The organism is Bradyrhizobium tropiciagri (genome assembly GCF_001189845.1).
Taxonomy (GTDB): Bacteria; Pseudomonadota; Alphaproteobacteria; order Rhizobiales; family Xanthobacteraceae; genus Bradyrhizobium; species Bradyrhizobium tropiciagri.
The window spans coordinates 1-23,968 of record NZ_LFLZ01000062.1; the positions used below are offsets into that span (position 1 = coordinate 1).

The 23,968-nt window shown below is 64.8% G+C and carries 21 protein-coding genes and 1 pseudogene; 16 read left to right on the top strand and 6 right to left on the bottom strand.

All coding sequences use genetic code 11. The features are described from left to right. The coding region (locus tag AKN84_RS48650) for a hypothetical protein (protein WP_210168522.1) at positions 1-210 on the bottom strand (210 nt) is incomplete at its 3' end. A 69-nt stretch (positions 211-279) separates the two neighbouring features. On the opposite strand from AKN84_RS48650, the gene AKN84_RS33880 reads away from it, so the two are divergent. From AKN84_RS33880 to AKN84_RS33920, 9 genes are all read left to right on the top strand, one after another. Then, positions 280-984 (top strand): TetR/AcrR family transcriptional regulator, encoded by a 705-nt coding sequence (locus AKN84_RS33880; RefSeq protein WP_193399703.1) that lies wholly within the window; start codon positions 280-282, stop codon positions 982-984. Between the two features lie 274 nt (positions 985-1,258). Next, positions 1,259-2,068: an ABC transporter permease gene (locus AKN84_RS33885; protein ID WP_050424813.1), complete on the top strand. Its 810-nt coding sequence runs from the start codon at positions 1,259-1,261 to the stop codon at positions 2,066-2,068. A 132-nt stretch (positions 2,069-2,200) separates the two neighbouring features. Further along, positions 2,201-3,199 carry an ABC transporter substrate-binding protein gene (locus AKN84_RS33890; protein ID WP_050424814.1) on the top strand — a complete coding sequence of 333 codons (999 nt, stop codon included), beginning with the start codon at positions 2,201-2,203 and terminating at the stop codon, positions 3,197-3,199. A 141-nt stretch (positions 3,200-3,340) separates the two neighbouring features. Next, positions 3,341-4,174 carry an ABC transporter ATP-binding protein gene (locus AKN84_RS33895; protein WP_430649951.1) on the top strand — a complete coding sequence of 278 codons (834 nt, stop codon included), beginning with the start codon at positions 3,341-3,343 and terminating at the stop codon, positions 4,172-4,174. A gap of 14 nt (positions 4,175-4,188) precedes the next feature. Continuing rightward, the gene (locus tag AKN84_RS33900) at positions 4,189-5,592 is read left to right on the top strand and encodes an enolase-like domain-containing protein (protein ID WP_050424816.1); all 1,404 of its coding nucleotides are present in this window, start codon (positions 4,189-4,191) and stop codon (positions 5,590-5,592) included. After that, positions 5,589-6,740 (top strand): Gfo/Idh/MocA family protein, encoded by a 1,152-nt coding sequence (locus AKN84_RS33905; protein ID WP_050424817.1) that lies wholly within the window; start codon positions 5,589-5,591, stop codon positions 6,738-6,740. The genes AKN84_RS33900 and AKN84_RS33905 overlap by 4 nt, the downstream gene beginning before the upstream one ends. Before the next feature lie 13 nt (positions 6,741-6,753). Further along, positions 6,754-7,947, top strand: a complete 1,194-nt coding sequence (locus tag AKN84_RS33910; RefSeq protein ID WP_050424818.1) for a dihydrodipicolinate synthase family protein — start codon at positions 6,754-6,756, stop codon at positions 7,945-7,947. Further along, positions 7,947-8,810: a sugar phosphate isomerase/epimerase family protein gene (locus AKN84_RS33915; protein ID WP_050424819.1), complete on the top strand. Its 864-nt coding sequence runs from the start codon at positions 7,947-7,949 to the stop codon at positions 8,808-8,810. The genes AKN84_RS33910 and AKN84_RS33915 overlap by 1 nt, the downstream gene beginning before the upstream one ends. 116 nt (positions 8,811-8,926) lie before the next feature. Further along, positions 8,927-10,072: an alpha-hydroxy acid oxidase gene (locus AKN84_RS33920; protein WP_050424820.1), complete on the top strand. Its 1,146-nt coding sequence runs from the start codon at positions 8,927-8,929 to the stop codon at positions 10,070-10,072. Between the two features lie 25 nt (positions 10,073-10,097). Here AKN84_RS33920 and AKN84_RS33925 read toward each other — a convergent pair whose 3' ends face one another. Further along, positions 10,098-10,790 (bottom strand): potassium channel family protein, encoded by a 693-nt coding sequence (locus AKN84_RS33925; protein ID WP_050424821.1) that lies wholly within the window; start codon positions 10,788-10,790, stop codon positions 10,098-10,100. A 126-nt stretch (positions 10,791-10,916) separates the two neighbouring features. Next, entirely contained in the window at positions 10,917-12,041 is a 1,125-nt protein-coding gene (locus tag AKN84_RS33930; RefSeq protein ID WP_244485657.1) for a Spy/CpxP family protein refolding chaperone, read from the bottom strand. A gap of 36 nt (positions 12,042-12,077) precedes the next feature. On the opposite strand from AKN84_RS33930, the gene AKN84_RS49470 reads away from it, so the two are divergent. Beyond that, a complete protein-coding gene (locus tag AKN84_RS49470) occupies positions 12,078-12,362 on the top strand; it encodes a hypothetical protein (protein WP_244485658.1) in 285 nt (94 codons plus the stop codon). A gap of 509 nt (positions 12,363-12,871) precedes the next feature. Here AKN84_RS49470 and rocD read toward each other — a convergent pair. Together rocD and AKN84_RS33940 are read right to left on the bottom strand one after the other, a co-directional pair. After that, positions 12,872-14,086: an ornithine--oxo-acid transaminase gene (gene rocD, locus AKN84_RS33935; RefSeq protein WP_050424823.1), complete on the bottom strand. Its 1,215-nt coding sequence runs from the start codon at positions 14,084-14,086 to the stop codon at positions 12,872-12,874. Positions 14,087-14,208: 122 nt separating this feature from the next. Further along, complete coding sequence (locus AKN84_RS33940) at positions 14,209-15,444, bottom strand: cytochrome P450 (RefSeq protein ID WP_050424824.1); 1,236 nt, start codon at positions 15,442-15,444, stop codon at positions 14,209-14,211. A gap of 206 nt (positions 15,445-15,650) precedes the next feature. Between AKN84_RS33940 and AKN84_RS33945 the strand changes: the two genes are divergently transcribed. The 6 genes and pseudogenes from AKN84_RS33945 to cnbZ all read left to right on the top strand — a co-directional run bounded on the left by AKN84_RS33945 (position 15,651) and on the right by cnbZ (position 22,795). Then, positions 15,651-16,184, top strand: a complete 534-nt coding sequence (locus AKN84_RS33945; protein ID WP_050424825.1) for a thiamine pyrophosphate-binding protein — start codon at positions 15,651-15,653, stop codon at positions 16,182-16,184. Further along, a pseudogene (locus AKN84_RS33950) lies at positions 16,181-16,770 on the top strand (thiamine pyrophosphate-dependent enzyme). The gene AKN84_RS33945 and the pseudogene AKN84_RS33950 overlap by 4 nt, the downstream one beginning before the upstream one ends. 64 nt (positions 16,771-16,834) lie before the next feature. Continuing rightward, on the top strand, positions 16,835-17,536 hold the full coding sequence (locus AKN84_RS33955; RefSeq protein ID WP_050424826.1) for a TetR/AcrR family transcriptional regulator: 702 nt from the start codon (positions 16,835-16,837) through the stop codon (positions 17,534-17,536). A gap of 1 nt (position 17,537) precedes the next feature. Then, a complete protein-coding gene (locus AKN84_RS33960) occupies positions 17,538-18,731 on the top strand; it encodes an efflux RND transporter periplasmic adaptor subunit (RefSeq protein WP_050424827.1) in 1,194 nt (397 codons plus the stop codon). Between the two features lie 83 nt (positions 18,732-18,814). Next, the gene (locus AKN84_RS33965) at positions 18,815-21,916 is read left to right on the top strand and encodes a multidrug efflux RND transporter permease subunit (RefSeq protein WP_050424828.1); all 3,102 of its coding nucleotides are present in this window, start codon (positions 18,815-18,817) and stop codon (positions 21,914-21,916) included. Between the two features lie 135 nt (positions 21,917-22,051). Beyond that, on the top strand, positions 22,052-22,795 hold the full coding sequence (gene cnbZ, locus AKN84_RS33970; RefSeq protein ID WP_050424829.1) for a 2-amino-5-chloromuconate deaminase CnbZ: 744 nt from the start codon (positions 22,052-22,054) through the stop codon (positions 22,793-22,795). Between the two features lie 279 nt (positions 22,796-23,074). Here cnbZ and AKN84_RS33975 read toward each other — a convergent pair whose 3' ends face one another. Continuing rightward, entirely contained in the window at positions 23,075-23,965 is an 891-nt protein-coding gene (locus AKN84_RS33975; RefSeq protein ID WP_050424830.1) for an ABC transporter permease, read from the bottom strand. Positions 23,966-23,968 lie beyond the last annotated feature (3 nt).

Genomic DNA, 23,968 nt, shown 5'->3' on the forward strand with positions numbered 1-23,968 from the left:
ACCGCATTTGATGATGAAAGGGATCGTGGCCCCAGCGCCGCGCAACGATAAGCGTTTGGGGTAATGAGTCCTGGCGTTCGCCAGGACGACGCCGAATATGTTGCCTGGGCTTGGCCTGTACATCCGCATGATGCCTTCCGCGCTCGCGCCACAGGCGAGCCCCGGAATGACGTCGGGGCACCGTGAGAAATATTCCCGCAGCGCCGTCACGACAACATTCGTTCTCAAACGGCGCGCGTCATGTTACATTGATCTATTCAGCATCACCGGGCGATCGAATTGGCGAAGGCAAAGCGGATACAGAGATGGCAGCGCGACCCGCAGGGGATGCGGCTGCGGATTCTCGAGGCAGCCAAGCAGGAATTCGCCGCCCATGGCCTCGCCGGCGCGCGGGTCGACCGCATCGCGGCCAATGCCGGCGCCAACAAGCGCATGCTGTACTACCATGTCGGCAACAAGGAGGATCTCTATCTCGAGGTGCTGGAAGGCGCCTATGAGAAGATCCGCGCCGAGGAGCGCACGCTCGATCTCGAGCATCTCGATCCGCCCGATGCGATCGGGCGCCTGATCGACTTCACATGGAACTATTTTCTGCGCAACCCCGAGTTCCTGGCGCTCCTGAACACGGAAAACCTCGCCAAGGCGAAGCACCTGAAGCGCTCGACCAAGGTCAAGTCGATGCACTCGCCCTTTGTCGAAATGATCCGCACCGTGGTGACCCGCGGGGTCGAAAGCGGCGACTTCCGTGTCACGGTCGATCCGGTGCAGCTCTACATCTCGATCGCGGGGCTCGCGTTCTTCTATCTCTCCAACAGCGCCACCTTGAGCGTGATCTTCGGCCGCGACCTGCTCAAGAAGGACGCTCGCGACGAGCGCCTCGAGCACATGACCGCGCTGGTGCTGGCGGCGCTGACCGGCAAGTCCACGGCCGAAGTCGGCAGCGCGATGCCGCTGCTGCGCACCAGCGAACACCGGGTGGTGTGAGCGCTTCGCGGTTCGTCTGGAGTCATCGCTAGGCGCGATAGCTCGTAGCCCGGATGAGCGAAGCGACATCCGGGACTAGACCATCCGCGGACAGATTTCCCCGGATATCGCTTCGCTCATCCGGGCTACAGCACTACAAAGCCGTCGAACCAAAAATCTTGCCTGACGAAAGTAGGGGGATTTCAGCGCGATTTTGCCGCGTCCGAGGGGCTGGACAGTATTTATCCAACAGGTTAATTTCTAGCCGAACAGAGAAACTGCAAGGGAGCGCGACGTGGCGGAGGCAAAGAGCCCTTCGGGCCTATCGAAGGTGCTGAATGCGGCGTGGGTCCGCCCGTTCCTGTTCCTGGTGGTCATCGTGGTGGCTTGGGACCTCTCGATCCGCCTGTTTCACATCCCGGCCTATCAGATCCCGTCGCCCGGCGACGTCGTTTCGGTGCTGATCAGCGACTGGCCGGAACTGTTGCGGCAGTCCTGGCCGACCACCTACGCAACAATCTGCGGCTTCCTGCTCTCGGCGCTGTTCGGCATTCCCGTCGCGATGCTGATCGCGGGCTCGAAGACGGTCGAGAGCTACGTCTATCCGCTGCTGGTGTTCTCGCAATCCGTGCCGAAGATCGCGATCGCGCCGCTGTTCGTGGTGTGGTTCGGCTTCGGCATCATTCCCAAGGTGATTTCTGCGTTCCTGCTCGGCTTCTTCCCCGTGGTGGTCTCGGCGGTGCAGGGCTTCAAGTCGGTCGATCCCGACATGGTTGACCTCGCGCGCGCGATGCAGGGCAGCCGCTTCAAGGTGTTCTGTGCGGTCAACCTGCCGCATGCGATGCCCGCGATCTTCTCGGGCCTGAAGGTGTCCGTGACGCTCGCCGTCGTCGGCGCGGTGGTCGGCGAGTTCGTCGGCTCCAATTCCGGCATCGGCTATGTGATGCAGCGCTCGATCGGAACCTTCGACCTGCCGACGATGTTCGCGGCGCTGGTGATCCTGGCGCTGCTCGGCGTCATCCTGTTCTGGATCGTCGACCGCATCGAGCGGCTGGTGATCCCCTGGCACGTCAGCCAGCGCGACGACATCAGTTTCGCTTCCTAGGATGTGTGCACAGAAACAACAGCAACGTCATTGCGAGGAGCGATAGCGACGAAGCAATCCATTTCCCCGCTTGCTGCACGATGGATTGCTTCGCTTCGCTCGCAATGACGAAAAAGAAAACGGGAGGATAATCTGATGCGATTGATCACTGCTGTTATGGCCGCATTGGCCTGGACCGCGCTCGCGGTGGCACCGGCATCCGCTGCCGACAAGGTCGTGCTGATGCTGAACTGGTACGTCTATGGCGAGCACGCGCCGTTCTACTACGGCAAGGCCAAGGGCATCTATGCCGCCGAGGGCATCGACCTCGAGATCCAGGAAGGCCGCGGCTCGGCCGCGACCACGCAGGCGGTGGCGGCCAAGACCGCCGATTTCGGCTATGTCGACGTGCCGACGATGATGCGCGCGGCGGTGAAGGGCGCGCCCGTGATCGCCACGGGTGTGCTGTTGCAGACCAGCCCGATGTCGGCGATGGGCTTCGTCGACAAGAACATCAGGAAGCCGGAGGACATCAAGGGCAAGACGGTTGCGATCACGCCGGCGGATTCGATGACGCAGATCTGGCCGCTGTTCCTGAAGAAGACCGGGCTCAAGGAAAGCGACTTCAACACCGTCGCCGGCGACGGCCAGACCAAGCTGAACGCCGTGATCAACGGCCAGGCCGATCTCTTGCTCGGCTACGTCATGGACCAGTCGATGAAGATCAAGGACGCCACCGGCAAGGACGTCTATCCGATCAAGTTCGCCGACTACGGCATCAACATGGTGTCGTCGGGCATCATCGCGAACTCCGACTATGTGAAGGCCAACGCTGACCTGGTCCGCCGCTTCATGTCGGCGACGACCAAGGCGGTGGAAGCTGCGGAGAAGGACCCGAAGGCGGCCGCGCAGTCGATCCTCGACGCCAACCCGAAAGGCGGCAAGATCGACACGCTGACCCAGGGTTTTGAGCTGACCATCCCGCTCTACCGCACGCCGGAGACCAAGACCAGGCGGCCGTTCCAGGTCACTGACCAGAACATGACCGAGTCGGTCAACCTGATGGTCGAGTATGGCGGCCTCGACGCCAAGGCGAAGGCCAATCCGAAGGCGTTCTACACCAACGACTATCTGCCGAAGGGTGACTCGTGATTGCCTTTCCGTCATTGCGAGGAGCGATAGCGACGAAGCAATCCATCTCCACGCTTGCGGCGCTATGGATTGCTTCGCTTCGCTCGCAATGACGATCACAGCAAACTACGTTCGATTGGACCAGGCCGCATGAAATCAGCGATGAAGACAGTTGCCGAGCAACCCGCCGCGTATCTGCGGCTGGTGTCGGACCGCGCGGGCGGCGCAACGCCGGGCATCAAACTATCCGGCGTGTCGAAGACCTACCGCTCGCGCGATGGTGACGTGCCGTCGCTGCGGCCGCTCGACTTCACCATCAATGACGGCGAGTTCTTTGTCGTGGTCGGACCCTCCGGCTGCGGCAAGTCCACGCTGCTGAAGATGATCTCGGGCCTGCTGCCGCCGACGACGGGCGAGGTGCTGGTCGACGGCGAGGTGGTGACCAAGCCGCACGGCAATGTCGGCATCGTGTTCCAGAACGCGCTGCTGCTGCCCTGGCGCAACATCCTCTCCAACGTGATGCTGCCGATCGACATGAAGCGGCTCGCCCGCGACAAATATCTCGCCCGCGCCAAGGCGCTGCTGAAGCTGGTCGGGCTCGAGGGTTTCGAGAAGAAGCTGCCCTGGCAATTGTCCGGCGGCATGCAGCAGCGCGCCTCGATCTGCCGCGCGCTGGTGCACGATCCCAAGATCATGCTGATGGACGAGCCGTTCGGCGCGCTCGACGCCATGACGCGGGAGCGGATGAATGTCGAGCTGATGCGGATCCAGCGCGAGACCGGCAAGACGGTGCTGTTGATCACGCACTCGATTCCCGAAGCCGTGTTCCTCGCCGACCGGGTGCTTGTCATGACCGAGCGTCCCGGCGCGATCGCCGCGATCTATGACGTGCCGATGCCGCGGCCGCGTTCGCTCGAGACGATGTCCGATCCGGTCTTCACCGAGCTGGTGCAGCGGATCCGCAAGCATTTCTTCACGCAGGGATCGCTGGACTAACACCCGAGCCTTCAATGTCGCTTCGCCTCAAGGTCAACGATATCGCCTTCTTTGAACGGCCGCTGGTGTTCGCCCGGCCGTTCCGCTTCGGCGCGGTGACGATCACCGCATCGACGCAGCTGTTCGTGCGGGTCGCGATCGAGGTGGAGGGCAAGGGCCGCGCCACCGGCGCCAGCGCCGAGATGCTGGCGCCGAAATGGTTCGACAAGCGGCCGCATCTGACGGAAGCGCAGTCGCTCGACGGCCTGCGCCGCTCGCTTGCGACCGCACGCGAGCTTTATCTGGCGAACCGGGATTTTGAGACCGCGTTCGGCCTGCACGCCTTGTGTATCGGTTCGCAGGTCGCGGCCTGCGCCGCGGAAGACATTCCGCCGCTCGCCGCCGGCTTCGGCTCGGCCGAGATCGACAAGGCAATCCTCGATGCGCTGCTGCGCGCGGCCGGCGCGAATTTTTTCGACGGCATGGCCGGCAATATCGCCGGCATCGACGCGCGGCTGACACCGGATATCGACGTGGCCGCCATCGACCAATTCCTGTCGAGGAGCCAGCGGCTCGACCGTGTCGCCGTCAGGCATACCGTCGGGATGGACGACAAGGTTGAAGGCGAGGGCGGCGTCGCCGACCGCAACGAGAACGCGGGCGCGCGCTATTTCAAGCTCAAGCTGAACGGCGATCCCGTCCATGACGCGGCCCGTCTTGCGCGGATCGGCCAAGAGCTCGCCAAGCTGCCCTACGCGGCAAAGGTTACGCTCGATGCCAACGAGCAATATGCCGATCTTGCCGCGCTGAACGAACTGGTCGACCGGCTCGACCATGACGCTGCGCTTGAGCCGATTGCGGCAAACCTGCTCTACATCGAGCAGCCGATGCCGCGCGATATCACCAAGGCTTCGCCGCTTGGCACGCTGGCCGCGCGGAACTTCATCATCGACGAGGCCGACGATTCCTACGATGCCTTCCCGCAGGCGCGGGCGCTCGGCTATCGCGGCATCTCCTCGAAATCGTGCAAGGGCATCTACAAGTCGATCATCAATGCGACGCGCGCAGCGGCGTGGAGTTCCGATGGCGGTCGGTATTTCATCAGCGGCGAGGATCTGACCTGCCAGGCCGGGCTCGGCGTGCAGCAGGACCTCGCGCTCGGGGCGTTGATCGGCGTCACCCATGCCGAGCGCAACGGGCACCATTATGTCGACGGCTTTGCCGACACCCCGGCTGATGAAGCTGATGCGTTTCTCACCGCGCATCCCGATCTCTACACGCGCGGCGGCGGCAAGGTCCGCCTTGCGATTCATGACGGCGATCTGCTGACCGGATCGCTCGTCGTCCCGGGTTTCGCCAGTTCGATCCATCCGGACTGGTCCACCATGCAGCCGCTCAAGCGGCCCACACCACGCGTTTCGCAGGAGCAGACAGTATGACGACCAAACGCCTCGGCCTGATCATGAACGGCGTCACCGGCCGGATGGGGCTCAACCAGCATCTGATCCGCTCGATCGTCGCGATCCGCGAGCAGGGCGGCGTGCTGCTTTCGAATGGCGACCGCGTCATGCCGGATCCGATCCTGGTCGGCCGCGACGCCGAGAAGGTCGGCGCATTGGCAAAACGCTACAACATCGAGCGTCACACCACCGATCTCGACCGCGCATTGGCCGACAAGGGCGACACCGTGTTCTTCGATGCTGCCACCACGCAGGCGAGGCCCTCGCTGCTGACCAAGGCGATCAACGCCGGCAAGCATGTCTATTGCGAGAAGCCGATCGCGACCAATCTGGAAGAGGCCGTCGCGGTCGTGAAGCTCGCCAATGCCAAGGGGGTGAAGCACGGCACGGTGCAGGACAAGCTGTTCCTGCCGGGCCTGAAGAAGCTCGCCTTCCTGCGCGACTCCGGCTTCTTCGGCCGCATGCTCTCGGTGCGAGGCGAGTTCGGCTATTGGGTGTTCGAAGGCGGCTGGCAGGAGGCGCAGCGGCCGTCGTGGAACTACCGCGCCGAGGATGGCGGCGGCATCATCCTGGATATGGTCTGCCACTGGCGCTACGTGCTCGACAATCTGTTCGGAGAGGTCGAGAGCGTGGTCTGTATCGGCACGACAGATATCCCGGAACGCTATGACGAGAAGGGCGGGAAGTACCAGGCGACCGCCGACGATTCCGCTTACGCCACGTTCAAGCTGAAGGGTGGCGTGATCGCGCATATCAACATGAGCTGGGTGACGCGCGTCTACCGCGACGACCTCGTCACCTTCCAGGTCGACGGCACTCATGGCTCCGCGGTGGCGGGCCTGACCGACTGCGTGATCCAGGCACGCCAGGCGACGCCGCGGCCGGTGTGGAATCCGGACGAGAAACGCATGCACGATTTCTATGCCGACTGGCAGAAGCTGCCGGAGAACGTCGTCTACGACAACGGCTTCAAGGAGCAGTGGGAGATGTTCATCCGCCATGTCTGCGAGGATGCGCCCTACAAATACACCTTGCTCGAAGGCGCCAAGGGCGTGCAGCTCGCGGAATGCGCGCTGCAGAGCTGGAAGGAGCGGCGCTGGATCGACGTCGCCCCGATCGTGGTCTGAGAGAGGACTCGTCATGAACAAGCCAGTCCCGCCGACGTCGTCGCTGTCGCTGAAGCTGCCGGCCGCAAATGGAGGCCTGGAGACCTACCGCCTGGCGGCGTCGCGGACCTTTCCGGCGAAGCTCGAGGGCACGCTCAATCGCGTGGCGTTCTCGGCCGCCCATGTGGTCGCCGATCCCCGCGCCGATGTCGATCCCTGGCTGACGGCCGCGATCGACTGGGACAAGACGATCGCATTCCGCGAGCACGTCTGGGACCTCGGCCTCGGTGTCGCCGAGGCGATGGACACCGCGCAGCGCGGCATGGGGCTGGACTGGGCGACCTCGCTGGAGTTGATCCAGCGCTCCGTGAAGGCGGCGAAGGCCAGGGGCAACGCGCTGGTGTTCTCCGGTGCCGGCACCGATCACCTCGCAGTGGAAGATGCCAAGTCGATCGACGACGTGATCCGCGCCTATGAGGAGCAGATCGCGGCGGTGGAGAAGGCCGGCGGCCGCATCATCCTGATGGCCTCGCGCGCGCTGGCAAAGCTCGGAAGGAATGCGGAGGATTACGCTAGAGTTTACGACCGCGTGCTGTCGCAGGTCCGCGAACCCGTGATCATCCACTGGCTCGGCGACATGTTCGATCCGGCGCTGTCAGGCTATTGGGGCACGGCCGATCTCGACAGCGCGATGGACACGGCGGTTGCGATCATCAACGCCAATGCGGCCAAGGTCGATGGCGTCAAGGTTTCGCTGCTCGACAAGCAGCGCGAGATCGACATGCGGCGTCGGCTCGATCCGCGCGTGAAAATGTACACCGGCGACGACTTCAATTATGCGGAGCTGATCGCCGGCGACGACAAGGGCTTCTCCCACGCGCTGCTCGGCATTTTCGACGCGATCGCGCCCGCCGCCTCCTATGCGCTGTCGCGGCTCGCGGCCGGCGATGCGGCCGGCTTCCATGATGTGCTGGGACCGACGGTGCCGCTGTCGCGCCACATCTTCAAAGCGCCGACCCGCTTCTACAAGACCGGCATCGTGTTCATGGCTTATCTGAACGGTCACCAGGATCATTTCACAATGGTCGGCGGACAGGAAAGCGCGCGCTCGACCCTGCATCTCGCCGAGTTGTTCCGGCTCGCCGACCAGGCGGGGCTGCTTGCCAATCCGGAGCTTGCGACACGCCGGATGCAGGCCGTCCTGACAACACGCGGTATCGACGCCTGATGCGCGATTTTTCCAATGACCACCGCTGGCTGTCGCTGAACACGGCGACCGTCCGGAAGCAGGGCGATCTCCTCGCCATCATCGACGCCAGCGCGCGCCATGGCATCCGCGCCATCGATCCCTGGCGCGACCAGGTCGCAGCCGTCGGCCTCGACCGTGCGGTGCGCGCATTGAAGGATGCCGGGCTCGATCTCTCGGGCTATTGCCGCGGCGGCATGTTCACGGCCGATGGCGCGCATCACGGCGAGGCGCGTGACGACAACCGCCGGGCGGTCGACGAGGCCGCCGCGCTCGGCGCCCCCTGCATCGTGCTCGTGGTCGGCGGCCTGCCGCAATATTCGCGGCCGGGCAGCGCAACCTCGAAGGACATCGCCGCGGCGCGCAATCAGGTCCATGACGGCATCGCCGAGATGCTTGACTATGCAAGGCAAGCAAAACTGCCGCTCGCGATCGAGCCGCTGCATCCGGCCTATGCCGCCGACCGCGCCTGTGTGAACACGACAAAGCAGGCGCTCGACATCTGCGACGCGCTCGATCCCGGCCGCAGCGGCGCGATCGGCGTCGCGCTCGATGTCTATCATATCTGGTGGGACCCGGAGCTGACGGGCCAGATCGCGCGCGCCGGCAGGGATCGCCTGCTCGCGTTCCATGTCTGCGACTGGCTTGTGCCGACCAAGGACATCCTCAACGACCGCGGCATGATGGGCGACGGCGTCATCGACATCAAATCGGTGCGCGCAATGGTCGAAGCGCAGGGCTTTGCCGGCTATTCGGAGATCGAGATTTTCTCGAATGATTGGTGGAGCCGGCCGCTGGACGAGGTGCTGCGGACCTGCATCGAGCGCCACCGGACGGTGGTTTGACCCGCCAACCTCGTCCGGTGGACAAGGCGAGGCGTGCCCGTTATTCCGGTTCGTGGTGAGTGTGCACGGTACAGGAAAGCCGCTGCCCGCCGCGGTCCGGACCTTCGGAGCACGACATGCGCTTGAGCGATTGCCACAATTTCCATGACTTCCGCGAACTGGCGCGGCGGCGGCTTCCGAGGCCGATCTTCGACTATATCGACGGCGGGGCGGACGACGAGGCGACGCTTCGGCAGAACACCGCGAGCTTTGAGCGGTGCGATCTGGTGCCGAATATCTTGCGCGGCGTCGAGAACGTCGATCTCTCCGTCACCGTGATGGGCCAGAAGCTGGCGACGCCGTTCTATTGTTCGCCGACCGCGCTACAGCGTCTGTTTCATCATGAGGGCGAGCGGGCCGTCGCTGCCGCCGCGGCAAAATATGGCACGATGTTTGGCGTGTCCTCGCTCGGCACCGTGAGCCTGGAGGAATTGCGCAAGGCCTACGCGACGCCGCAGGTCTATCAGTTCTATTTTCACCGGGACCGCGGCCTGAACACGGCGATGATGCAGCGCGCCGAGCAGGCCGGCGTCGACGTGATGATGTTGACGGTCGACAGCATCACCGGCGGCAACCGCGAGCGCGACCTGCGCACCGGATTCTCGATCCCGTTCAGGCTCACGCTCGGCGGCATGCTGCAATTCGCCATCAAGCCGGCATGGGCCATCAACTATGTCACGCATGAGAGCTTCAAGCTGCCGCAACTCGATGAGCATGTCGACATGAGCGGCGGCGCGATGTCGATCGGGCGCTATTTCACCGAGATGCTCGATCCGGCCATGACATGGGACGACGTCGCGCAAATGGTCCGGCAGTGGAACGGCCAGTTCTGCCTGAAGGGCGTCATGTCGGTCGATGATGCCAAGCGTGCGGTCGAGATCGGCTGCACCGGCATCATTCTGTCCAATCACGGCGGCCGGCAGCTCGATGGCTCGCGGGCGGCGTTCGATCAGCTGGCCGAGATCGTCGATGCCGTGGGCGACCGGATCGATGTGATGATGGACGGCGGCATCAAGCGCGGCACCCATGTGCTGAAGGCGCTGTCGCTGGGCGCCAAGGCCGTCGGTCTCGGACGCTTCTATCTCTATCCGCTGGCGGCGGCCGGCCAGGCTGGAGTCGAGCGGGCGCTTGGTCTGCTGCAGACCGAGCTGGTGCGGGACATGCGGTTGATGGGGTATTCCTCGATCGGCCAGCTTTCTCGCGCAAACCTGCGGTTCAGATAGCCGCCCGCCTGGTCCCGCATCGTGCTCACGAATCCTGATCGCTGTGCGTGATCTCGAGCGTCACGAGCCGCGCCAGCAGCGTCGCGGGATAGAGCTGGCCGAAGATCGCCTCGAGATTGCACAGGCTGCGCGCGATCGGATGCAGCGGGGCGACGTCGCCATAGCCGGTGGTCGTCAGCGTCATGAAGCTGAAATAGATCATCTGGTTCGCCAGCGCCGGACTGTCCTCCATCTTCATCCCGGAAAAGGCGTTCGGCAGCAGCGTGCCGATGAAGGTGTAGAGTGCCGAGAAGATCACGGCAACGGATAGATAGAGCAGGACGGCGCCGATCACGCGGTGATAGGTGACACGGCCCGGCGCAAACGTCGCCCGAGCCACCGTCACGGCCAGGGTGATGCCGACGATCAGCCACGAGCCGGCGAACAGATTGAGGTCGATGATCGAGGGCGAACGCAGCCTCAGGACTCCGCCGGTGACGATCATGGCAAGCGCAACCAGCATCGCGGCGACCGCGATTGCGCTCCCCGACATCAGGAACACGCCGCCGACCAGGAACAGCGCGAGCAGCAGTTCGAAGATCTGGAATTCGAACAGGCCGAGGGCCTGGAGCGGCGCTATCACGAACATCATGATCATGATCAGGGCCGTGAGCACGGTCAGCAGGGAATCGCCCCAGCGCTTGCGCAGCTCACTGATATCAGTCCAACTGCGTTTCATTCCCGCCCCGTCATTCGACACGGCATCAGGATGCCGGTGCCGAACATTGCTGTGCGGCGGCCGCAAAGGCAAGACGGGGGACCGGCGTCGCGCTCACCGGGCGGTGAAGATCGCCGGCCGGAGGCCTCAGGGGCTTGCGACCTGCTGCAGCGTGTTGAAGCGCGCCTTCTGCTCGCTGCTCAGCAAGGCATAGAACTTGTCCAGCGCAGGCTCGATCAGCTTCGCGGCCTTCTGCATGGCCTCGAGCCGGTGCTGCATCGCCTCCAGCCGGCCGACCGGCGTCAACGGGACGTCATTCGGGCAGGCGGCCTGCAGGTCGGCGATGGCCTTTGCGGTCGCATCGCTCAGGCGGTCGAGCGCTTCCTTCTGCTTGCCCGCCGGATGAAGCGAGGCCTCGATCCGGCTGATCGGCAGTTGCGCCAGGTCGGATTTCGAATCGCCGCAATTGCCGGATTGCGCGATCGCGTCCTGCTGTTGCGCCGAACGCCCGCCGATATGCGGACCGAGCGCATTGAAGCGAGCCTGCTGCTCGTCGCTGAGCGAGCTGTAGAAATTCTCCAGCGCGGGCCGCACGATCTTGATCGCCTCGAGCGTCGCGCTGATGCGGTTCAACATCGACCGCAAGCGGCCGGTCGGCGTCATGGCATAGCTGTCGCTGCAAGTGTCCTTGAAGACATTGGCGGCCTCCGTTGCGGCAGTCTTCAGATCGTCCAGTAAGGCGCGCTGCTGCTGGTTCGGCCGCACCACCCGCGCGATGTCGGCGAGCGGCCAGGCCGTGACGCCCTTGTCGGGTTCACCGCACAGCTGCTTGATGGCCTGCGGGCTCGTATCGGCGCGTTGACGGGATCGCGTGCGGCCTGCGGTCGACGGATAATCGCCAGGCTCGACGCTGGCATAGGCGGAGTACGGACTGTTGGTGTCCCAGAACACGGTGTCGACGAAGTCGTCATAGGCATAGGCCCAATAGCCGGGCTCGTAGGCATAGGACCAGAACGTGTAATCGAAGATGTCCGAATAGGCGTAAGGCAGGAACACCGGGCCAAGCCACGCCACGAATGCCGCGCGATGGCCGCGCCGCCAGGCATTGCGGGGCGCCCAACCGCCTTGGCGCATCGCAAGCGCCGTCTGGCTTTGCGAACCTGCTTGCTCGCGGAAGCGCGCGGCAAATCGCTCGCGTTGGGCCGCTCGTGCCGCGGCCTGCGTCGCGGCGGTGGTCGCGGCGGCGGCCCCGACCGTCGCGGCCGGCGCCAATCGCTGCTGCCGGGCAAGGTCGGCTTGCTGTGAGCGTTGCTCGCGCTGCAGCAGGCGGTTCTGCGCCTGAAGCGCGCGGTCATGGACGCGTTGCGCGCGTGCGCCTTGAACGTTCTGCGACTGCAATTGCTGCACGCGTTGCTGCAGGCGATCGATCCGGCCTTGCCGCTCCGCGGTCTGGCGCGAGAGCGTGTCGCGCTGCCGCTGCTGCGCGGTCTGCTGGCGTTGCTGGATGAGCTGCTGATGCTGCTGCGCGCGCTGTTGAATTCGCTCGGTCGGCGACGGTCGTGCGCTCAAGCGCGACGGCGGGCTCGGGCGTGATGGCGCGGCCACATGAGGAGCCGGGCGCTGCGGCGCTGCGCCACGACGGAATTCGGGTCGATGCGTTGCGACGCGCGGTGCGGCGATATGGGGAGCCTGGCGCACTGACGGGGCGGCGAAATGCGGTGCCGGGCGCGGTGCCATCGCGGGTCGCTGCGGGGCATGGAACGCAGGTGCGGCCGGCCGAGCCATCGCGGGTGGCCGGGCCATTGCAGGCGGTCGCGCCATCGCGGGCGGGGCGGCGTGGACCATCGGCGCGGCAGGACGCGCCATCGCCGGTGGCGCGGCTGGACGTGCCGCCGGACCACCCTTTACGTGCGGCTGGGCGGATGCACCGCCGCTCGCCACGAGCATTGAGGCACTAATCAATGAGACAATAAGCCCAGCACGACGGGAAGGCATGAGCGTAGCTCTCCGTCCATTCCTGCCCGCAGAGCTTCAACGCGCGGATGTCGAATTCGTTCTCGTTCGCTGTAGCCGGCCGCGCGGTCTTCCGACGCAGGGAACCGTCAGGAGACATCCTGGGTCAGGGCAGCCGCGATCCGCTCCAGCGCCCAGTCGACCTGGTCGGCCGTGATCACCAGCGGCGGGGCGATGCGGATGGTGTGCTCGTGAGTGTCCTTGGCGAGGATGCCACGCGCTTGCAGCGCCAAGCAATAGCGGCGGGCGCCGCCGGCTTCCGGGTGCAGTTCGATCGCCAGCATCAGCCCGCGCCCGCGCACCTCGCGGATCACGTTGGCGCGGATGTCCTGCAATCCGGCGAGAAAGCGCGCCCCCTGTTGCGCGGCGTTCTCGATCATTCCTTCCTCGACCAGCACGCGGAGCGCCGCGCGTGCCACCGCACAAGCCAGCGGGTTGCCGCCGAAGGTCGAGCCGTGCTGGCCCGGCCGCAGCGTGCCGAGCACAGCGTTGTTGGAGAGCACCGCCGACACCGGATAGAAGCCGCCCGATAGCGCCTTGCCGAGCAGCGTCACGTCGGCCTCGATGCCCTCGTGCTGCTCGGCGAGCAGCTTTCCGGTGCGGCCGAGCCCGGTCTGGATCTCGTCGAGCACGAGCATCACGTTGCGCGCGGTGCACAGCTCGCGCACGCGCGCGAAATAGCCCGCCGGGGGAATGATGACGCCGGCTTCGCCCTGCACCGGCTCGACCAGGAAGGCCGCGGTATCAGGCGTGATCGCCTGCTCGAGCGCTGTGGCATCGCCGAACGGGATGATCTTGAAGCCCGGCGCGAACGGGCCGAAATGGTCGCGTGACCCGGCGTCGGTCGAGAACCCGACGATGCCGAGCGTGCGTCCATGGAAATTGTTGGCGCAGACAATGATCTCCGCCTTGCCGTCCGGCACGCCCTTGACCTCATAGGCCCATTTGCGCACCGACTTGATCGCGCTCTCCACCGCCTCAGCGCCGCTGTTCATCGGCAGCACCTTGTGCGAGCCGGTCAGCTCCGCGAGCTCGCGGTAGAACGGCGCGAGCTGGTCGTTGTGGAAGGCGCGCGAGGTCAGCGTCAGCCGATGCGCCTGCTCGATCATTGCTGCCAGGATCTTCGGATGACAGTGGCCCTGGCTCACCGCCGAATAGGCGGAGAGGCAGTCGAGATACCGGTTGCCATCGGTGTCCCAAACCCAGACGCCTTCGCCGCGGGACAGCACGACCCCGATCGGCTCGTAATTGTAGGTGCCGAACTGCGCTTCGGTTGCGAGGAGATCAGTGACCGATGGACTCATCCTGTGTCACTCCCGCTGTCGCGCACTAGATTACATCAATGCGCGCCTGCAACTGATTTGGTCATCGGTTCCTCCACAGGGAAGTGGGGTCACCGGCCAAATTCGCGGGGGGACAATGCGCTCTATGCGTTGATGCTGCAGGGCACGCTGAGGAAGCCGCGGAAGCGCACCCGGCCGCCGCGCACCGGCTCGCCGTCGAGCGCATAGTTCGGGAAACGCTTGAGGAAGCGCGAGATCGCGATCGCGCCCTCGAGGCGCGCCAGCGCCGTCCCTGCGCATTGATGCGCGCCGGTGCCGAAGGCGAGGTGGCGGTTCGGCGTGCGTGCGACGTCGAAGCTCTCGGGCTCGGGGAATTGCCCGGGGTCGCGGTTGGCCGCGCCGATGCACAGCGTGACCAGCGTGCCGGCAGGCAGCTTGATGCCGCCGAGCTCGGTCTCTTCCACGATCATGCGGTTGCCGAGCTGGTTGGAGCTTTCGTAGCGCAGCATCTCCTCGACCGCGGTCTTGATCAGCTCGGGCTGCGCGAGCAGCCGCTGCTTCTGATCGGGATATTGGGTGAGCGTCACCAGCCCGTTGCCGATCAGGTTGGTCGTGGTTTCGTGGCCGGCGTTGAGCAGGAAGATGCAGTTATGCAGCAATTCCTTCGCGGTCAGCCGCTCGCCATTGTCCTCGCAATTACCTTCTCCTCGGATCAATCGCGTCAGCACATCGCGCTCGGGGTTGCCCGGCTTGGCGCGGCGGCGTTCGACGAGGGTTTCGAGATAGGCGAGGAAATCCTTCACCGCGTTGTTGCCGCAGTCGAACGCATCCTTGCCGATCACGGGCTCCAGCGCGCCGAGAATCGCCAGCGACCAGTCGCGCAGCGGCTCGCGCTCGTCATGCGGCACGTCGAGCAGATTGCCGATCACCTCGACAGGGATCGCAGAAGCAAAGTCGCCGATCAGCTCGAACTGCTCCTTGGTCTCGATGCGGTCGAGCAGGCTGTCGACCAGCGCGATCAGGTCCGGCTCTATGCCGGCGATCGCGCGCGGCGACAAGGCGCCCATGATCAGGCGACGCACGCGGGTGTGCGCCGGCGGATCGTTGAAGACGAGGCTGGTGGTGTGGTGCTCGTAGAGCAGGGAGTTGCCGTATTTCGGCAGGAACTCCTTCTTCTTGTCGGAGGAGAATGCCTTGGTGTTCTTGTAGGCGGCGATCAGGTCGTCGTAGCGGGTGAGAAAATAGCAGCCGTTCGGCAGCCGCTTGACCGGCGCATGCTCGCGCAGCGCGCGATAGGTCGGGTAGGGGTTGGCGTAGAACTCAGGCGTCAGCTTCTCCAGGTCGAAGCCGTCAGCCAGCTCTCGCGCGTGCCCGTCCATGGCGATTCCAACCCAATTAGTTTCATTTGCAACTATCGTAGGCCGCGAGCGGCGGTCGCGCAACACAATTTGCGGGGAGTTGGGACCCGGTGCCGCCGCGCCGCGCGGTGCGAGTAAATCGCAGAGCCATATGCGGTATTGCGCTTTGATGAAGCGCGCGCGCCCCACTACAGTCGCGGCCAAACAACAGAGAGCCGGAAACGCCAATGCATGCCCGTGCCGACACCGCGGCCTCCTGGCCCGAGGAGATCTTCTCGATATTGCAGCGCTTCGAGGTGCGCCAGGTGCCCTACGTGCCGGACGCCGGGCATTCCGAGCTGATCGAGCGCGTGCTGGGTTCGTCCTCGATGCGCGGTATAGCGCTGACGACCGAGGAGGAGGGCGTGGCGCTGCTCGCGGGCGCTTGGGCCGGCGGCCAGCGCGGCGTGCTGCTGATGCAGTCGAGCGGCGTCGGCAATTGCATCAACATGCTGTCCCTGGTGCAGATCTTCCGCCTGCCGTTCCTGACGCTGGTGACGATGCGCGGCGAATGGGGCGAGTTCAACCCCTGGCAGGTGCCGATGGGCTCGAACACGCAAGGGATTCTCGAATTGTCGGGGATCAAGGTGTTGCGCGCTTCGCATCCGGACGAAGTGCGGGAAGTCGTCGAAGCCGGCGCGGCGCAAGCCTACAACGCCTGCACGCCAACCGCCGTCCTGCTGTCGCAGCGCCTGATCGGGGCAAAGGTCTTCACCAAATGAGCAAAGCCAATCTCCTCGACCGCCGCGCCGTGGTTGCCGAGCTGCTGCGGGATCGCAAGGGTGCCTTCGCCGTCGGCGGCCTCGGCGCCTCGACCTATGACATCGCCGCCGCCGGCGACCACGACCGCAACTTCTATCTCTGGGGCGGCATGGGCGGCGCCGTGATGATCGGGCTCGGCCTCGCACTTGCCCAGCCGACCCTGCCTGTCGTCGTGATCACCGGTGACGGCGAGATGCTGATGGGGATGGGAAGTCTCGCGACTGTCGCGCTGCAGCAGCCGAAAAACCTCTCGATCATCGTGCTGGACAACGAGGCCTACGGCGAGACCGGTGGCCAGGCCAGCCATACCGGTGGAACCGCCGACCTCGTGGGTGTTGCCAAGGCTGCGGAATCGCCGATAGCCGCGCGATCAGCACGATGATCGAGGTCGAGGCTTTTGCTTCGTCTTTGCAAGACGTTACGGCAGGGCCGCGGTTCGCCAGCGCGAAGATCGACGGGGCCAATCTGGAACGCGTGCTGTCGAGCCGCGACGGCACCTACATCGTCAACCGCATCCGCGGATCGATCGGACACACTCCGATATAAAGTGACTTTCGCGGTGCAATAGAACCTTGACTTTTGGTAAAGTGAGTGATTACTCACGACCCAAATGTCTACCTTACGCATGACGAGTGACTTGCGGCGTCAGTTGATCCTGAGCGCCGCAAAGCGGTGTTTCGCCCGCAACGGCTTTGCCGGCACCACGACAAAGAGCGTGGCGGCCGCGGCTGCCATTTCGGAAGGGCTGCTGTTCAAGCACTTCCCGTCGAAGGCCGCGCTCTACGCCGAGATCCTTGCCGAGGAGTGCGAGGCCGATCCCGATCTCGCCCATCTGCTCGGCCAGGAGCCGTCGACCGCGACGCTGGTCGAGCTGGTGCAGGGCATGGTCGGCCATTTCATGCAGCTGCGCGATGCGCCGGACCAGGAAGAGGCGCAGCGGATGCGGCTGATGGTGACGAGCCATCTCGACGACGGCGAGTTCGCGCGCCTGCTCTACGACAAGGTCGGCAAGCTGATCGGTCCGACCTTCGCAGCTTCGCTCGAGCGGGCGATCGCTGCCGGCGAAGCGACGCGGATCGGCGACGAGCCGCTCAACCTATTCTGGTTTGCGCATCATACCGTGCTTATGGGCGCGCTGACGCAGCTGCCTGCGACACCATGTCTCCCCTATGGCGATGCCGCCGCGGCAGAGCAGCAGCTTTGCCAGTTCATTCTTCGCGGCATCGGACTTACCGAAGCCGCAATTTCAACTCATTTGGGCCGCCAGCCGTCGCCGAGCGCAGGACCGTCGGTAACTGCAGAAAGTGCATGACATGAATATTCAGACCGAAAGCCACATCTCGGGGCAACCGATCAAGGAGAAGCAAGCCAAGCGTCCCGTCCGTTTGGTGCGTTGGTTCATCATCGTAGGCCTGTTGCTGGCCCTGCTGGTCGGCGCGCTGGTCGGCTTCAACGCCTTCCGCAGCCACATGATCGCGCAGTTCTTCGCCAACAATAAGCCGCCGCCGTCGAACGTCTCGGCCGCCGAGGCGAAGACGGAAGTGATTCCGAACCTCTTGAGCGCCGTCGGCGATCTCGTCGCGGTGCACCAGGTCAACGTCACGACCGACGTGCCGGGCCGCATCACCGAGATCCTGTTCACCGCGGGCAGCCATGTGAAGGCGGGCACGCCGCTGGTGCAGCTGTTCGACGCGCCGGAGCAGGGCGACCTCGCCAGCTTCAAGGCGCAGGCGACCGTGGGCGAGCAGCAGCTCGACCGCGCCAAGCAGCTCGCGTCGCGCCAGTTCGGGCCGCAGTCGACCGTCGATACGGCGCAGGCGACCTACGACCAGGCCAAGGCTGGCATCGCCAAGACCGAAGCGCTGATCTCGCAGAAGCTGGTGCGCGCACCGTTCGAAGGCGATCTCGGCGTTCGCCAGGTCGAAGTCGGCCAGTATCTGACGGCCGGCACGCAGATCGTGTCGCTGACCGACCTGTCGGTGCTGTATGCCAACATGACCGTGACCGAGAAGCAGAGCTCGCAGATCAAGGTCGGCCAGACCGTGCGGATCAAGGTCGACGCCTATCCGGGCCGTACCTTCGAAGGCAAGATCACGACCATCGAGCCGCAGATTGCGACCGACACCCGCAACATCAAGGTCCAGGCCACGATCCAGAATCCGGACAGCATCCTCAAGCCCGGCATGTTCGCGACCACCACGATCGTGCTGCCGGACAAGCCGCCGGTCGTCACGGTTCCGGAAACCGCGGTCGACTACACGCTGTACGGCGACTCCGTGTTCCTGATCACCGAGAAGAAGGGCGAGGACGGCAAGACCACCTTGACCGCCGAGCGTACCTTCGTGAAGACGGGCAACCGCCTCGAGGGTCGCGTCGAGATCCTCAAGGGCCTGAAGGCCGGGGACAAGGTCGTGGCCGTCGGCCAGATCAAGCTGCAGTCGGGCATGGCGGTTGCGATCTCGACCGACCCGGCGCCGCCGATTCCGGCCGAGCCGCCGCGTTACTGATCTCCACTATCCAAACCCGGAGGGCCTGATGGCCCTCCGCCACATGTTGCCGCAACCGGCAGACAACACGAATCGAGTTGGCGATGGCCTTCACTGATATTTTCATCAAGCGCCCGGTGCTGTCGGTCGTCGTCAGCCTGCTGATCCTCTTGATCGGCTTGCGCGCTGCGATGGTGCTGCCGATCCGGCAATATCCGAATCTCTCGAATACCGTCGTGACGATCACGACGTCATATCCCGGCGCGTCGCCGGAGCTGATCAACGGCTTCATCACCACGCCGATCGAGCAGGCCGTCGCTTCGGCTGAAGGCGTCGACTACATGACGTCGAACTCGGTGCTCGGCACCTCGACGATCCAGGTCTACGTCAAGCTCAATCACGATCCGAACCAGGCGCTCACCGAGGTGCTCGCCAAGGTCAACTCGGTCAAATACCTGATCCCGAAGGAAGCCTTCGACCCGGTCGTGACCAAGGCGACCGGTGACACCATCGCCGTGATGTATCTCGGCTTCTCCAGCGAAGAGCTGACCGGATCGGCGATCTCGGACTATCTGACCCGCGTCGTGCAGCCGGTGCTCTCGACGGTCGACGGCGTCGCATCGGCCGACATCCTGGGCGGCCAGACCTTCGCGATGCGCGTCTGGCTCGATCCGACCCGGATGGCCGGACGCGGCGTGTCGCCCAACGACGTCGCCGCTGCGATCGCCGCCAACAACTTCCAGGCGGCCGCCGGCCAGACCAAGGGCTTCTTCATCGTCTCCAACGTCTCGGCCAACACCGACCTTCAGAACATCGATCAGTTCAAGCGCATGATCGTGAAGGCGAAGGACGGCGGCTTCGTGCGGATCGAGGACATCGCGACGGTGGAGCTCGCGGCGCAGTCGACCGACGCCAGCGTCGCCTTCAACGGCGAGCATGCGATCTTCATCGGCATCAAGGCGACGCCGCAAGGCAACCCGCTGACCCTGGTGAAGGGCGTGCGCGCGCTGTTCCCCGACCTCGAGCGCAACCTGCCGCCGTCGATGAAGATGAAGGTGGCCTACGACTCCACCAAGTTCATTCAATCGTCGATCGATGAGGTCGAGAAGACGCTGACCGAAGCGGTGCTGATCGTCGTCGTCGTCATCTTCCTGTTCCTGGCCTCGCTGCGGTCGGTGATCATCCCCGTCGTCACGATCCCGCTGTCGCTGGTCGGCGTCTGCATCCTGATGCTGGCGGCAGGCTTCAGCTTCAACCTGCTGACGCTGCTGGCGATGGTGCTCGCGATCGGCCTCGTCGTCGACGACGCCATCGTGGTGGTGGAGAACATCCATCGACATCTCGAGGAGGGCCTGCCACCGGTGCAGGCATCACTGAAAGGCGCGCGCGAAATCGTCGGCCCCGTCGTCTCGATGACGATCACGCTGGCCGCGGTGTACGCGCCGATCGGCTTCCTCGGCGGCGTGACCGGCACGCTGTTCCGCGAATTCGCCTTCACGCTGGCCGGCTCGGTGATCGTGTCGGGCGTGATCGCGCTGACGCTGTCGCCGATGATGTGCTCGGTGTTCCTCAAGAGCGCGGAAGAGGGACGTTTCTCCAGGCTGGTCAATCGCGTGTTCGGCGCGCTGACGCGCGCCTATGGCCGCCAGCTCGACCGTTCGCTCGACTACCGTCCGATCACGGCGCTGTTCGCCGTGACCATCCTCGGACTGGTCGGCTTCCTCTATATGCACATCCAGAAGGAGCTGGCGCCGCAGGAAGACCAGGGCATCGTGTTCGCGGTGACCAAGGCGCCGAAATACGCCAACATCGACTACATCGATTTCTACGGCGACAAGATGGACAAGGAGTTCCAGAAGTTTCCCGAGACCGACCTGCGGTTCATCCTGAACGGCATCACTGGTCCGCAGGGCGGCTTCGCCGGCATGCTGCTCAAGCCGTGGGATGAGCGCAAGCGTTCGGCCCAGACGCTGCAGCCGCTGGTGCAGGCCGAGCTGTCGAAGATCGAAGGCGTCAGCGCGTTCGCGTTCAGCCTGCCGCCGTTGCCCGGCGGCCCCGGCGGTCTGCCGGTGCAGATGGTGATCTCTTCGACCGCCGGCTTCCAGCAGGTGTTCGACCAGATGAACAAGCTGAAGGATGCTGCGCGCAAGAGCGGCCTGTTCATCGTCACCGACAGCGACCTCGACTTCAACCAGCCGGTGGTCCGGGTGAAGGTTGATCGCTCCAAGGCGAGCGACCTCGGCATCACCATGCAGCAGATCGGTGGCGCGCTGGCGACGCTGCTCGGCGGCAACTATGTCAACCGCTTCAACCTCGAAGGTCGCTCCTATCAGGTGATCCCGCAGGTGCCGCGCGCCAGCCGGCTCGCGCCTGAGTCGTTCGACAACTACTACGTCCCGACCGCGACCGGGCAACTGGTGCGGCTGTCGACGGTGGTCTCGGTCGAGACCGGCGTCGATCCGAACGCGCTGACCCACTACAACCAGCTCAACTCGTCGACCTTCCAGGCCGTGCCGATGCCCGGCGTCTCGATGGGGCAGGCGGTGGAGTTCCTGCAGGGTGAAGCCAAGAAGCTGCCGTCCGGCTTCAGCTACGACTTCCTGGCCGACTCCCGGCAATACGTCCACGAGGGCAACCAGCTGCTCGTCACCTTCGCGTTCGCCATCATCATCATCTTCCTGGTGCTGGCGGCGCAGTTCGAGAGCCTGCGCGATCCGTTCGTGATCATGATCTCGGTGCCGATGGCGATCGTCGGCGCGCTGATCCCGCTGTTCTTCGGCGTCGCCACCATGAACATCTACACCCAGGTGGGCCTGCTGACGCTGGTCGGACTGATCACCAAGCACGGCATCCTGATGGTGGAGTTCGCCAACGAGCTGCAGCTCAACGAGGGACTGGACCGCCGCTCGGCGATCGAGATGTCGGCCCGGATTCGTCTGCGTCCGATCCTGATGACGACGGCGGCCATGGTCACTGGCCTATTGCCGCTGCTCACCGCCTCGGGCGCCGGCGCTGCCAGCCGCTTCTCGATCGGGCTCGTGGTCGTGGCCGGCATGACGATCGGCACGCTGTTCACGCTGTTCGTGCTGCCGGCCGTGTACATGACGATTGCGACCGATCACCAGGCCGCGGCCCGTTCCGACCGCGCCAAGCAGATCGCCGACTACGAACTCGACAAGCACGGCGGTGCACTGAAACCGACCTGAGCCCTCCAAGCTCATGCTCGCAGGAAAGGGCGGCACTGGCGAAAGCCACTGCCGCATTTTCTTTGTCTCGTGATAGCCTTTGCCGGAGCGGCGGGCAGAAAGTACTAGCCTTACGGAAATCCGGAGGAAGCAGGCATGGCGAGCGAGTTTGCGGCGGGCAATTACCGGTTCATTCCGGCCGTGTTCCAATATTCCAGCGGCGCGCAGGCGAACGCCGGCTATGAGATCGAGCGGGTCCGCTTCGATCGCCTGGTGCCGCTTGCGGAAGGCTTTGCGCGGATTGCGGCCTACATCAAGGACGCCGGCCGGCCGCTGACCGCGTTCTGCGCCTGCGAATTGCGCTCGCCGGCCGCCTTCACTGAGGACGGTTTCCGTGCCTTCAACCAGCACTACGTCAAGACGCTTGCCGAATGGGGGCTGTTCGACGGCACTATCAATCCGCTTGCGCGCAGCAACGTCTGTCCCGAGATCGATCCGCCTGCGGAGCCATCGTTCTACGCGTTCTCGTTCACACGGCCGAGCACGACCACATCGCCGTCCTTCGTGATCGCGGGCGGCGCCGAGGCGCGCAGCGGCACGGCCAGCTATCCCGACCGCATCGTCTGCTATCGCGATCTCAGCCCCGGCGCGTGGCGGGAGAAGGTCCGCTTCACCGCTGGCGAGATGGAGCGCCGCCTCGCTGAATTCAGCTTCAGCTGGCAGGAGACGACGGCGGTGCAGGCCTACACCGTGCACGACATCCACCCCGTGATCGTCGACGAGCTGGTCCGCCGCGGCGCGACGCGCTCCGGCCTGACCTGGCACTTCTGCCGCCCGCCGGTGGTCGATCTCGAATACGAGATGGATTGCCGCAGGGTGCTGCGCGAGGTGGTGATCTAGCTTTCGGAGAAACCAGCCGTCGTCATTGAGAGGAGCGAAGCGACGAAGCAATCCATCGCTCCGCATACATGGACCGATGGATTGCTTCGCTTCGCTCGCAATGACGCGGCTGGGACTGCGCCCAGATTCTTCCCCGTCATCCTGAGGTGCGAGCGGAGCGAGCCTCGAAGGATGCACGGCCCGGCTGGCGGCCGTCGATCCTTCGAGGGCCGCTGAAGAAGCGGCCACCTCAGGATGACGGGTCAGACACTGTGCTCGCTGTGATAGGACGAGGACGTATCACCGCGCCTTCGGATCGAGCGCGTCGCGCAGGCCGTCGCCGACCAGATTGAACGACAGCACGACCAGGAAGATTGCAAGCCCCGGCCAGACCGCCATCCACGGCGCGCTGGTGAGGAAGCGCTGCGCGGCGTTGAGCATGCTGCCCCAGGACGGCGCCGGCGGCTGCTGGCCGAGGCCGAGGAAGGACAGTGCGGCCTCGGCGATGATGGCGGCTGCGATCGACAGCGTCGCCTGCACCAGCAGCGCCGGCAGGATGTTGGGCAGGATGTGGACCAGCGCGATGCGCCAGCGCGGATTGCCCATGGCGCGCGCCGCCTCGACATAGTCCTCGACCTTGACGCTCATCACCTGGCCGCGGGTCAGGCGGATGAAGATCGGGGTCGCCGAGACGCCGATCGCGATCATCGCATTGCCGAGGCTCGGCCCGAGGAACGCTGCGAGCGCGATCGCCAGGATCAGGAACGGGCAGGCCAGCATCGCATCGGTGATGCGGCTGATCAGCCCATCGATGAAGCCGCCGCGATAGCCGGCGAGGAGGCCGAGCGGCACGCCGATCGCAAGCGCGATGCCGACCGAGATGACGCCGGCAAGCAGCGAGGCGCGGGCGCCGAACACGACGCGCGCGAGCACGTCGCGGCCGAGCTCGTCGGTGCCGAACCAGTGTTGCAGCGACGGCGCCTTGCGCACCAGCGACCAGCTGGTCGCGATCGGATCATAGGGCACGATCAACGGTGCGAACACGGCGAGCAGGATGAAGAGCGCAGTCACGACGAGGCCGAGCACCGCGCCCTTGCGCCGGATCAGCCGCCGCCAGGCGCGCCGCGCCGGGCTCTCCAGCGTCTCGGCCGCGGCAAGCGAAGCTGATGTCCCGAGCGTTGTGTCCGTCATCCG

Coding starts and splice junctions, on each gene's coding strand:
- AKN84_RS33925 (WP_050424821.1), bottom strand. CDS start 10,790: ATGAAACGCAGTTGGACTGATATCAGTGAGCTGCGCAAGCGCTGGGGC.
- cnbZ (WP_050424829.1), top strand. CDS start 22,052: ATGGCGAGCGAGTTTGCGGCGGGCAATTACCGGTTCATTCCGGCCGTG.
- AKN84_RS33895 (WP_430649951.1), top strand. CDS start 3,341: ATGAAGACAGTTGCCGAGCAACCCGCCGCGTATCTGCGGCTGGTGTCG.
- rocD (WP_050424823.1), bottom strand. CDS start 14,086: ATGAGTCCATCGGTCACTGATCTCCTCGCAACCGAAGCGCAGTTCGGC.
- AKN84_RS33960 (WP_050424827.1), top strand. CDS start 17,538: ATGAATATTCAGACCGAAAGCCACATCTCGGGGCAACCGATCAAGGAG.
- AKN84_RS33940 (WP_050424824.1), bottom strand. CDS start 15,444: ATGGACGGGCACGCGCGAGAGCTGGCTGACGGCTTCGACCTGGAGAAG.
- AKN84_RS33915 (WP_050424819.1), top strand. CDS start 7,947: ATGCGCGATTTTTCCAATGACCACCGCTGGCTGTCGCTGAACACGGCG.
- AKN84_RS33965 (WP_050424828.1), top strand. CDS start 18,815: ATGGCCTTCACTGATATTTTCATCAAGCGCCCGGTGCTGTCGGTCGTC.
- AKN84_RS33945 (WP_050424825.1), top strand. CDS start 15,651: ATGCATGCCCGTGCCGACACCGCGGCCTCCTGGCCCGAGGAGATCTTC.
- AKN84_RS33905 (WP_050424817.1), top strand. CDS start 5,589: ATGACGACCAAACGCCTCGGCCTGATCATGAACGGCGTCACCGGCCGG.
- AKN84_RS33920 (WP_050424820.1), top strand. CDS start 8,927: ATGCGCTTGAGCGATTGCCACAATTTCCATGACTTCCGCGAACTGGCG.
- AKN84_RS33955 (WP_050424826.1), top strand. CDS start 16,835: ATGTCTACCTTACGCATGACGAGTGACTTGCGGCGTCAGTTGATCCTG.
- AKN84_RS33910 (WP_050424818.1), top strand. CDS start 6,754: ATGAACAAGCCAGTCCCGCCGACGTCGTCGCTGTCGCTGAAGCTGCCG.
- AKN84_RS33900 (WP_050424816.1), top strand. CDS start 4,189: ATGTCGCTTCGCCTCAAGGTCAACGATATCGCCTTCTTTGAACGGCCG.
- AKN84_RS33975 (WP_050424830.1), bottom strand. CDS start 23,965: ATGACGGACACAACGCTCGGGACATCAGCTTCGCTTGCCGCGGCCGAG.